Genomic DNA, 8,560 nt, shown 5'->3' on the forward strand with positions numbered 1-8,560 from the left:
CCGTGGAACCCTGCACCTTTGCCCTGTTTGGCGCCTTGGGTGATCTGGCGCTGCGCAAGTTATTTCCTGCCCTTTATCAGCTCGATGGCGCCGGGTTGCTGCACGACGACACACGCATCCTGGCCCTGGCCCGTGAAGCTGGCTCCGAGCAGCAACACCTGGCCCATATCGAAAAAGAATTGCGTAAGTACGTCGGCAAGGAACTCGACGAAGCCGTGGCCCAGCGTTTCCTCGCGCGCCTTTCGTATGTGCATGTCGACTTCATGAAGGCCGACGACTACGTTGCCCTGGCCGAAAAAGTCGGCAGCGATCAACGCCTGATCGCCTACTTCGCCACCCCGGCGGCGGTGTACGGCGCGATCTGCGAAAACCTGTCCAAGGTCGGTCTGGCGGAAAATACCCGCGTGGTGCTGGAAAAACCCATCGGTTCGGACCTGGAGTCGTCGCGCAAGGTCAACGACGCCGTGGCGCAGTTTTTCCCGGAAAACCGCACCTACCGCATCGACCACTACCTGGGCAAAGAGACGGTGCAGAACCTGATCGCCCTGCGTTTTGCCAACAGCCTGTTCGAAACCCAGTGGAACCAGAATTACATCTCCCACGTGGAAATCACCGTGGCCGAGCAGGTTGGCATCGAAGGCCGTTGGGGTTACTTCGACAAGGCTGGCCAGCTGCGCGACATGATCCAGAACCATCTGTTGCAACTGCTTTGCCTGATTGCCATGGACCCGCCGGCCGACCTGTCCGCCGACAGCATCCGTGACGAGAAGGTCAAGGTGCTCAAGGCCCTGGCGCCGATCAGTCCCGAGGGCCTGACCACCCAGGTAGTCCGTGGCCAGTACATCGCCGGCTACAGCGCCGGTAAAGCCGTGCCGGGTTACCTGGAAGAAGACAATTCCAACACCCAGAGCGACACCGAGACGTTCGTTGCCCTGCGTGCCGATATCCGTAACTGGCGCTGGGCCGGCGTGCCGTTCTACCTGCGTACTGGCAAGCGTATGCCGCAAAAGCTGTCGCAGATTGTCATCCACTTCAAGGAACCGTCCCACTACATCTTCGCCCCCGAGCAGCGCCTGCAGATCAGCAACAAGCTGATCATCCGCCTGCAGCCGGACGAAGGTATTTCCTTGCGTGTGATGACCAAGGAGCAGGGCCTGGACAAAGGCATGCAACTGCGCAGCGGGCCACTGCAATTGAATTTTTCCGACACCTATCGCAGCGCACGCATCCCCGATGCCTACGAGCGGTTGTTGCTGGAAGTGATGCGCGGCAATCAGAACCTGTTTGTTCGCAAAGATGAAATCGAAGCCGCGTGGAAGTGGTGTGACCAGTTGATCGCCGGGTGGAAAAAATCCGGTGATGCGCCCAAGCCGTATGCGGCGGGGTCCTGGGGGCCGATGAGCTCGATTGCACTGATCACGCGGGATGGGAGGTCGTGGTATGGCGATATCTGAATTGAAACTGCCTCAGGGCGTTACTGCCCATGAGTACCGTACGCCTGCGCTGCTGGCCGATGGCCTGGCCAATGACGTGGCCGAGCAACTGCGTGGGGCCATCACTGCCCGTGGCGAGGCGACGTTGGTGGTGTCCGGCGGCCGCAGCCCCGTGGCGTTTTTCCAGAACCTGGCCAAGCAGGACCTGGACTGGTCCAAGGTCACCATCACCCTGGCCGATGAGCGCTGGGTGCCGGTCGAACATGCCGACAGCAATGCTGGCCTGTTGAAGCAACATTTGCTGCAAGGCCCGGCGGCCAAGGCGAAGTTCTTGAGCCTGTACAGCCCTGCCGCCAACCTTGAAGACGCTGCCGAGCAGGCCGATCGCCTGCTGGGTGAGTTGCCAGCCATTGATGTGCTGGTGCTGGGCATGGGCGATGACGGCCACACCGCATCGCTGTTCCCCAACAGCCCCAACCTGAGTGAAGCGCTGAAGGCCGACGGTACCCGCCGTTGCTGGCCGATGCTGGCGCCCACTGTGCCGCACCAGCGCCTGACCATGAGTCGTGCGTTGCTGGCCACGGCCGACTACACCGTGCTGTCGATTTCCGGCAGTTCGAAATTGACGACCTTGAGCGCCGCCCTGGCCAGCGACGATGTTGCTGCCATGCCGATTCGCGCGTTTTTGCAACCTACTTTAGAGATTTACTGGTGCCCATGAGCCAAGGATCAGCCGCTATGAAAAGCCCTCAACCGACCGTGTCCATGGCGGATAAAGTTGCCTTGATCGACAGCCTCTGCGCCAAGGCGCGGATCCTGCCGGTGATCACCATCGCCCGCGAGCAGGACATTCTGCCGTTGGCCGACGCCCTGGCAGCCGGCGGTTTGACCGCGTTGGAAGTGACCCTGCGTTCCGAGTTCGGCCTTAAAGCCATTCAGGTCTTGCGCGAGCAGCGTCCTGAACTGTGCACCGGTGCAGGTACCGTGCTAGACCGTCACATGCTCGAAGCGGCAGAAGTGGCAGGCTCGCAATTTATCGTCACCCCCGGCATCACCCGCGACTTGCTGGAAGCCTCGGTGCACAGCCCGATCCCGCTGCTGCCGGGCATCAGCAACGCCTCCGGCATCATGGAAGGCTACGGCCTGGGTTATCGCCGCTTCAAGCTGTTCCCGGCTGAAGTCAGCGGTGGTGTTGCTGCCATCAAGGCGCTCGGCGGCCCGTTCGGGGAAGTGAAATTCTGCCCGACTGGCGGCGTTGGGCCGGCCAATATCAAGAGCTACATGGCGTTGAAAAACGTGATGTGCGTGGGCGGCAGCTGGATGCTGGATCCGGAGTGGGTCAAGAATGGCGACTGGGCGCGTATTCAGGAAGTCACTGCCCAGGCGCTGGCGCTGCTGGACTGAACTGATTTATCGAATCGTTGTTGCTGTGCTTAACGGCATTTTTGCGGCGCACTTGGTCGGTGTGCCGCTTTTTTTTGCCTGTAAAAAACCTCAAACACATCGCCGTTCTGAAGGTGGGAGCTGGCTTGCCTGCGATAGCTATTTATCAGTTAGCCCATCTTTGGCTGATACACCGTTATCGCAGGCAAGCCAGCTCCCACAGTTTTAAACGGTGTTTAGTTGGGTGATCGCGTGGACCAGCGCGTTGATGTCCGCCGCCGACGTCACCAGCCCCGGCGTCACCCGGATACAGGTGCCAAACGCTGCCCCCGTGCGCGTAGTGGTGAACAGGCCGTGCTCCTTGAGCAGCCTGTCCACCATCGTCTGCTGATCACGCCCGATGAACTTGAAGGCTGTGATCCCGCAATACAGTCTGGGGTCATCCGAGGTCAGCACTTCAATCCCCGGCAACGGTCGCACCTGGTTTACCCACAGGTTGCGCAGGTAATTGACGCGTGCGCCCTTGGCCGCAGCGCCACCCAATTGCCGATGCTCGTCAAACACCAAAGGCAGGGTCATCAGCGCGGGGAAGTTCGGCGTGCTGTAGGACGTACGCGCTCGCACATCCGTGGCCGGGTAGTGGAATTCGCCCATGTCCGGGTCGATATCGGCCAGGCGCTCCGGTGCAATGTACAAAAAGCCCAGGGTCAGCGGCGCGCCGATCCACTTGTGCAGGTTGAAGCCTGCGAACTGAATGCCCAGTTCGGCCAGGTTGAATTCGATCTGGCCCAAGGCGTGGGCGCCGTCGAGGATCACGTCGATTGCGCGTTCGCGCGCGGCCTTGGCAATGGCCGCAACCGGCATGACCAGGCCGGTACGGTGGGTCACATGGGTCAGGGCCATTAATTTCAGGCGCGGGTACTGCGCGAAGGCGTCGTGGTAAGTTTGCACCAGGCTGTCGAAACTGGCCGGGTGGGTGTGGGCCACCTCTATCACTTCCACGCCGCGAGTCGCTGCCAGCCAGCGCATGGCGCCTTTGACCGTGTCGTACTCCAGGTCGCTGATCAGCACCTGGTCGCCCGGTTGCAGGCGGTTGTAGTTGCGGATCAGCGACTGCAAGGCTTCGGTGGCGTTGCGGGTAAACGCGACCGACTCGGGGTCGACGTCAATCAACCCGGCCAACTGGCGGCGTATCTCGATGTTTTCGCCCTGCTCAAAGCGCTGGCGCACATGCACCGCGTTGCTGCGGTTGATAAAGCTGATGTGCTCAAGGTACTGGGCCTGCACCGCCCGGCTCATGCGCCCGAAGTAGCCGTTTTCCAGGTTGATCGGGCCGGGCTCGCACTCATAGCGCTGAGCGATGGCCTGCCAGTGCGCTTCGTTATCGGCATTCCTTGGCATGGTGGGTCTCCTAGTGGCGAGGGGCGGGTCTGCCGTGTTTGGCGCGCAGTGGTTCGAGCAATTCGGACAGGCCGTTGTGGTCGATTTCCTGCATCAAGGCCAGCAAACCGCCCAGTTCCCCGTGGGGGAAACCTTCACGGGCGAACCAATTCAGGTAGGGCCCAGGCAGGTCGGCAATGATCCGGCCTTTGTATTTGCCGAAGGGCATTTGACGGGTGATGAGCAGTTCGAGTTTTTCGGGATTCATGAGCGTCGCAGGGTTGAGGCCAGGCTTTCGAAAATACAGGCATTCTGCATGAAGGCCAAATGACAGATCATGCAAATAACCAAGATACAGATGGTTCAATAATTCGTAACTTGTTGAAATTAAACATAAAAATAATTTTTGAAAACCTGGCACGGGCGCTGCAATAACCAAGGCAACCTTCTAACCCGTACAAGGAATTGAAAAATGACTGATATCAACAAAGAATCGATCTCCGTACTGAACGACCTGATCGAGACCAGCATCGACGGCCAAAAGGGTTTCAAGGAATGCGCTGAAGACATCAAGCATCCAGAACTCAAGGCTCTGTTTGCTAAGCGCTCCGCTGATTGCGCGACAGCCGCCGCTGAACTGAAAACGGCTGTGCGTGCCTTGGGTGGCGATCCTGAAGATTCCGGCAGCATGGCCGGCGCCCTGCACCGTGGCTGGGTCGACGTGAAGTCGATGGTCACCGGCAAGGACGAAGAGGCCGTATTGAACGAAGCCGAGCGCGGTGAAGACCACGCATTGAAGGCTTACAAGGAAGCGATCGAGAAGATCAACAAGCACAACCTGGTGGGCATTCGTGACTTGGTTGAGCGTCAGTACCACGGGGTACAGCGCAACCACGACCAGGTAAAAGCCCTGCGCAACCAGGCTCGCGCTCAGTCGTAAGCCCCACGCTGGGCTTAGTGTGGGAGCGGGCTTGCCCGCGAAAGCGGTGGATCAGTCACGGTTGTATTGACTGACACACTGCATTCGCGGGCAAGCCCGCTCCCACATGTGTTTTATGCACAGGCTGGAATCTAGGTCAGCCGATGCTGATGGGTGGCAATTCGGTCAGGGTCACGACTTGCTGCTTACGCGGCGCCAGAATCTCCGCCTCGCCATCCACCACCAACTCATCACGCTGGTTGAACACCCGAGTGGCAATGCGCACGCGAAACTTCGGTAGTTTCTCGAGGATTTCCAAACGCACGGTCAGGGTGTCGCCAATCTTCACCGGCTTCTGGAAGGTCATCTGCTGGCCGATATAAATCGTGCCCGGCCCAGGCAGCTCGCAGGCCACCGCCGCGCTGATCAGCGCACCGCTGAACATGCCGTGGGCGATGCGCTCCTTGAACATGGTCGCCTTGGCGTATTCAGCGTCCAGGTGCACCGGGTTGTGGTCACCCGACATGGCGGCGAACAGCTGGATATCGCGCTCTTCGACGGTTTTGCTGAAGCTGGCAGTCTGGCCCACTTCAAGCGCTTCGTACGGGGTGTTGGTTACCTGGGTCATCTCAAGGTGCATCCTGTGGCTTAACGGTAATTAATCGGCTGATTTTAAAGCAAAAACTATTCGCAGCGGGTGGGCCTGCGCAACGCCAGCGCCTGGTCGAGCCAGGCCAGCAGGTCGGCGGTGACTTCATCCCGGTTGGTTTCGTTGAACACTTCATGACGCGCCTGCGGGTAGAGCGTCAATTGCACGTCCTGGCAACCGGCCTCACGCAGGGCATGGGCCAGATCCTTGAGACGCTTGCCTTCACTCACCGGATCACAATCGCCGCCCATCACCAGGATCGGCAGGCCGGGGTCGATCTGCGCCAGGTTGGAGACTTTGCTGATCTGCTGCAAGCCGCCCAACAGGTCGATCCACAATTGATTGGTGCAACGAAAGCCACAGAGTGGGTCGTTGATGTAGTTGTCCACTTCAACCGGGTCGCGGCTGAGCCAGTCGAACTGGGTGCGGTTGGGTTTGAAGGCTTTGTTGAATGAGCCGAACGACAGGAAGTCGATCAACGCACTGCGCCCTCGCAGGCCTTGGCGTGCTCGCTCGATGCGCGCAATGATTTGCGCTGCACGGTAGAGGGCCACCGGCTGGAAATTCGAACCGCTGAGAATTGCCCCATGCAGGCTGGCACTGTGATGCAGCAAGTACGCCTGGGAGATGTAGCTGCCCATGCTGTGGCCCAGCAGGATGATCGGCAGCCCTGAATGCTGTTGGCCGATATGCTGATTGAGGCTGGCCAGATCGCCCACCACTTTGTTCCAGCCGTCCGTTTCAGCATACAACCCAACGGTGCCGGCCTCGGCGGTACGGCCATGCCCACGCTGGTCCAGCGCATACACACCCAGGCCTGCTGCACACAATGCCTGCGCCAGGCGTGCATAGCGGCCGCCGTGCTCGGCCATGCCATGGGAAATCATCACCACGGCCTTGGGCGAGCCGTCGGGCATCCATTGGTTGACGTACAGGCGGGTGTGGTCGTTCGCGGTCAGCCAGAAGGTGTCGTGGTTCATGGCGGCTTCCTTTGCTCAGGGTGGTTGCATTGTATAGCTCATCCGGCGTGGGGCGGGGTATCTGCCTACGCCTTAGGTACAAGATTCATACAATCAATGACACAGTTCAGTGTCTTGCCTGTTTGGCCATAGCTGCTAACTTCCCCAAAGCTCCGCTTCTTATTGCTGCGCATTTGCATGGCAGCGGCCGGACACACTCAGGTAAAGAGGACAAGAATAATGCAACCTGATTTCTGGAATGACAAACGCGCGGCGGGAGTCCCCAATGCCATCGACCTCAGCACCTACAAGTCGGTGATCGAGGTCTTCGAGCGTTCCTGCAAGACCTTTGCCGACCGTCCGGCATTCAGCAGCATGGGCATTACCCTTACCTACGCTGAGCTTGAGCGCCAGAGTGCGGCGTTTGCCGGTTACCTGCAGCAGCACACCGACCTCAAGCCCGGTGAGCGCATCGCGGTGCAGCTGCCCAACGTGCTGCATTACCCGGTTGCGGTGTTCGGCGCACTGCGCGCCGGGCTGATCGTGGTCAACACCAACCCGCTGTATACCCCGCGCGAGATGCGCCACCAGTTCAAGGATGCCGGTGTGCGGGCGCTGGTCTATCTCAACCTGTTCGGTTCACGTGTGCAGGAGGTGTGCACCGACACGGAGATCGACTACCTGATCGAAGCCAGGATGGGCGATTTCATGCCCGCCGCCAAAGGCTGGCTGGTCAACACCGTGGTCGACAAGGTGAAGAAGATGGTTCCGGCCTACCACCTGCCGCGAGCAGTGTCGTTCAAGCGCGCCCTGCGCATGGGCGCGGGCCTTGGGGTGACGCGCCATCCGGTGACCCTGGACGACGTCGCCGTGCTGCAATACACCGGCGGCACCACTGGGCTGGCCAAGGGCGCGATGCTCACCCACGGCAACCTGGTGGCGAATATGCAGCAGGTGCGGGCCTGCATGTCGCAACTGGGCGACGACGGCCATCCGCTGATCAAGGAAGGGCAGGAGGTAATGATTGCACCGCTGCCGCTGTACCACATCTATGCCTTCACGGCCAATTGCATGTGCATGATGGTCTCCGGCAACCACAACGTGCTGATCACCAACCCACGGGACATCGGCGGGTTCATCAAGGAGCTCAAGCAGTGGCAGTTCTCCGGTCTGTTGGGGCTGAACACACTGTTTGTGGCGCTGATGGACCACCCTGATTTCAAGACCCTGGATTTCTCCCACCTGAAGATCACCAATTCCGGCGGCACTGCCCTGGTCAAGGCCACGGCGGAACGCTGGAAGGCGCTGACCGGCTGCGCCATCGGCGAAGGCTACGGCCTCACCGAAACCTCGCCGGTAGCCAGTACCAACCCCTACGGCGGGCTATCGCGCCTGGGTACCGTGGGCATCCCAGTGCCGGGGACGGCGATGAAAGTCGTGGATGACCTGGGGCAAGAACTGCCGTTGGGCGAGCGCGGCGAGCTGTGCATCCAGGGCCCACAAGTAATGAAGGGCTACTGGCAGCAACCGGCCGCCACCGCCGAAACCCTGGACGCCGATGGCTGGTTGAAGACCGGCGACATTGCGGTGATCGACACCGATGGCTACATCAGCATTGTGGATCGCAAGAAGGATTTGATCATCGTCTCGGGTTTCAACGTGTACCCCAACGAAATTGAAGACGTGATCATGGCCCATCCGGCCGTGGCCAACTGCGCCGTGATCGGCGTGCCGGACGAGCGCACAGGGGAGGCGGTGAAGCTGTTCGTGGTGGCACGGGCTCAGGGGGTGAGCCTTGAGGAGCTGAAGGCGTACTGCTAGGCCAACTTCACCGGGT

The 8,560-nt window shown here is 60.1% G+C and carries 8 protein-coding genes and 1 pseudogene; 5 read left to right on the forward strand and 4 right to left on the reverse strand.

Going from position 1 to position 8,560, the window contains the following annotated elements; all coding sequences use genetic code 11:
- Positions 1–2 precede the first annotated feature (2 nt).
- Genes zwf through GIW04_RS24340 form a run of 3 tightly spaced genes read left to right on the forward strand, consistent with a single transcriptional unit; the run spans position 3 to position 2,837 of the window.
- Entirely contained in the window at positions 3–1,454 is a 1,452-nt protein-coding gene (gene zwf, locus GIW04_RS24330; RefSeq protein ID WP_236479273.1) for a glucose-6-phosphate dehydrogenase, read from the forward strand.
- Positions 1,441–2,154: a 6-phosphogluconolactonase gene (gene pgl / locus GIW04_RS24335; RefSeq protein WP_003193755.1), complete on the forward strand. Its 714-nt coding sequence runs from the start codon at positions 1,441–1,443 to the stop codon at positions 2,152–2,154. The genes zwf and pgl overlap by 14 nt, the downstream gene beginning before the upstream one ends.
- Positions 2,155–2,171: 17 nt before the next feature.
- Positions 2,172–2,837 carry a bifunctional 4-hydroxy-2-oxoglutarate aldolase/2-dehydro-3-deoxy-phosphogluconate aldolase gene (locus tag GIW04_RS24340; protein WP_026067364.1) on the forward strand — a complete coding sequence of 222 codons (666 nt, stop codon included), beginning with the start codon at positions 2,172–2,174 and terminating at the stop codon, positions 2,835–2,837.
- 204 nt (positions 2,838–3,041) lie between these two features.
- On the opposite strand, the gene GIW04_RS24345 is transcribed toward GIW04_RS24340, so the two are convergent.
- Both GIW04_RS24345 and GIW04_RS24350 read right to left on the reverse strand, forming a co-directional pair.
- Entirely contained in the window at positions 3,042–4,217 is a 1,176-nt protein-coding gene (locus GIW04_RS24345; RefSeq protein WP_003193752.1) for an aminotransferase class V-fold PLP-dependent enzyme, read from the reverse strand.
- A 10-nt stretch (positions 4,218–4,227) separates the two neighbouring features.
- Positions 4,228–4,464 (reverse strand): DUF3820 family protein, encoded by a 237-nt coding sequence (locus tag GIW04_RS24350; protein ID WP_003193750.1) that lies wholly within the window; start codon positions 4,462–4,464, stop codon positions 4,228–4,230.
- A 204-nt stretch (positions 4,465–4,668) separates the two neighbouring features.
- Here GIW04_RS24350 and GIW04_RS24355 point away from each other — a divergent pair, with 204 nt between their 5' ends.
- The gene (locus GIW04_RS24355; protein WP_003193748.1) at positions 4,669–5,136 is read left to right on the forward strand and encodes a ferritin-like domain-containing protein; all 468 of its coding nucleotides are present in this window, start codon (positions 4,669–4,671) and stop codon (positions 5,134–5,136) included.
- Between the two features lie 136 nt (positions 5,137–5,272).
- Here GIW04_RS24355 and GIW04_RS24360 read toward each other — a convergent pair whose 3' ends face one another.
- Positions 5,273–5,743 carry a MaoC family dehydratase gene (locus GIW04_RS24360; RefSeq protein WP_003193747.1) on the reverse strand — a complete coding sequence of 157 codons (471 nt, stop codon included), beginning with the start codon at positions 5,741–5,743 and terminating at the stop codon, positions 5,273–5,275.
- Positions 5,744–5,799: 56 nt separating this feature from the next.
- Positions 5,800–6,744 (reverse strand): alpha/beta hydrolase, encoded by a 945-nt coding sequence (locus GIW04_RS24365; protein WP_120248623.1) that lies wholly within the window; start codon positions 6,742–6,744, stop codon positions 5,800–5,802.
- A 219-nt stretch (positions 6,745–6,963) separates the two neighbouring features.
- Here GIW04_RS24365 and GIW04_RS24370 point away from each other — a divergent pair.
- Positions 6,964–8,541, forward strand: a pseudogene (locus GIW04_RS24370) (long-chain-fatty-acid--CoA ligase); the annotation flags it as partial.
- Positions 8,542–8,560: the final 19 nt, after the last annotated feature.

Source organism: Pseudomonas sp. PA-4-8C, assembly GCF_021606625.1.
GTDB classification, from domain to species: Bacteria; Pseudomonadota; Gammaproteobacteria; order Pseudomonadales; family Pseudomonadaceae; genus Aquipseudomonas; species Aquipseudomonas lactis.